General features: G+C 60.5%; 1 protein-coding gene. It reads right to left on the bottom strand.

Annotated features, from left to right (window positions below; translation table 11 throughout):
- Positions 1 to 2,054, bottom strand: a 2,054-nt coding sequence (locus HMPREF1136_RS10340) for a tetratricopeptide repeat protein (RefSeq protein ID WP_009648976.1), incomplete at both ends; no start/stop codon positions are given.

The following is a 2,054-nucleotide window of genomic DNA, read 5'->3' as shown; positions in this document are numbered from 1 at the left end:
CAGGACCTGCTCGTACAGGGTGATGGCCTCGGCGAGACGACCAGCAGACACGTATGCGCCTGCGAGGTCGTTGCGCGAGGCCAGGGTGTCGGGGTGGTCCTCGCCCAGGATACGGGTGCGGTCGGTCAGGACCTGCTCGTACAGGGTGATGGCCTCGGCGAGACGACCAGCAGACACGTATGCGCCTGCGAGGTCGTTGCGGGAGCTGAGGGTGTTGGGGTGGTCTTCGCCCAGGATGCGGATGCGGTCGGTCAGGACCTGCTCGAACAGGGCGATGGCCTCGGTGAGGCGTCCCGCCGCATCGTATGCGCCTGCGAGGTCGTTGCGGGAGCTGAGGGTGTTGGGGTGGTCTTCGCCCAGGATGCGGGTGCTGTCGGGCAGGATCTGCTCGAACAGGGCGATGGCCTCGGTGAGGCGTCCCGCCGCATCGTATGCGCCTGCGAGGTTGTTGCGCGAGGTCAGGGTGTTGGGGTGGTCTTCGCCCAGGATGCGAGCACAGTCTTTGGTGACCTGCTCGTACAGGGTGATGGCCTCATCGAAACGACTGGCATGCACGTATGCGCCTGCGAGGTTGTGGCGGAAGGTGAGCGTGTCGGGGTGGTCTGCACCCAAGACCCGGATGTGGTTGGGCAGAAGGTTCTCGTATAAGGTGATGGCCTCATCGAGGCGGCCAACAGACCGGTATATGTTTGCGAGGTTGTGGCGTGAGGTGAGTGTATCGGGATAGTTCGGCCCCAGGACACGGGCACGGCCTGTGGCCACCTGCTCATACAGGGCGATGGCCTCGCCTGTGCGGCCAGCCTTCCGGTACGTGTCTGCGAGGTTGTTGCGCGAGGCCAGGGTGTCGGGGTGGTCCCCACCCAGAACACGGGTGCGGTCTGTGATGACCTGCTTCAACTGGGTGATGGCCTCATCGAAGCGACCCGCTTTCACATAGGTGTGTGCGAGGTTCTCGTGCATGGTCAGCGTGTCGCGATGATCCTCACCCAGGACGTGGACACTGTCTGTGATGACCTGCTCGTACAGGGTGATGGCCTCATCGAGGCGGCCAGCATCTCGGTATACATTTGCGAGGCTGTGGCGTATGGCGAGCGTGCGGGGGTGGTCCTCACCTAGGTCACAGGTTCGATCTTTGATGACCTGCTCATACAGAGGGATGGCATCGTTGAAGCGGCCCGCTAAGCAGTATGTGTATGCGAGGTTGTTGCGTGCAGCAGATGTCTTTGGGTGCTTGTAGCTGTACGCACGGGTGTAGTCGATGAGAAGGATCTCGTACTCGGTGATGGCCTCATCGAGGCGGCCAGCTAACCGGTAGGTGTATGCCAGGTTGTTTCGCGTGGCGAGTGTTTTGGGGTGGTTTTTTCTCAGGATACGGGCACAGTCGGTGAGAAGGGTTCTATACTGGTCCATGGCCTCATCGAGGCGACCAGCTGCCTGGTATGCTTTTGCGCGCTTATGACGCGAGGTAAGTGCATCGAGATTGCCGCTACCTAGGACGCGGGTAAGCGCGTTGGGATCAGCGGTGTCGAGGATACGGGTGACTGCTGTGGGGACGTGTCCGTACTGGGTGGTAACTGTGTCTGGACTGTCCGTGTCTTTGTCATCGTCGACGAGGTTGTTGCGCTCGGTGAGTGTGTCCAGGTGGTTTTCGCCCGTGCTGTGGGTCGGGTCTTTGGTGGTTTGCTGGTGGGAGATCTGTGTCAGTGCGGTGATTGTGCGCTCGAGTGCTGTGTGCTTGAAATCCGGTGACGCTGGTGCGAGCGTCAGGTACTCCTGCGCGACGCTGCCCAGGAGTGTGTCGAGGTATTGGAGTTCGCTGGGGGTGTAGTTCTGGCGTGCTGAGGCTGATTGTACGAGAACGTAGTACCGGAATACCTCGGGCTTGAGTATTGCTTCACGTAGGGCGTTCTCGTCGTCGGCAAGGAGCGTGATGGTTTGCTTCACTGATTCCTCGAGATGATCGATGAAGCTATCGATGTGGGACCTGTCGTAGCCCGACTCAACGAGCTGTCCCTCGATTGCGTCCAGTTCAGCGCTTATCGAGTTTGTCAGGT

It is taken from the genome of Actinomyces sp. ICM47, assembly GCF_000278725.1.
Lineage (GTDB): Bacteria > Actinomycetota > Actinomycetes > Actinomycetales > Actinomycetaceae > Pauljensenia.
This window is presented reverse-complemented; position numbering and strand designations above follow the sequence as displayed.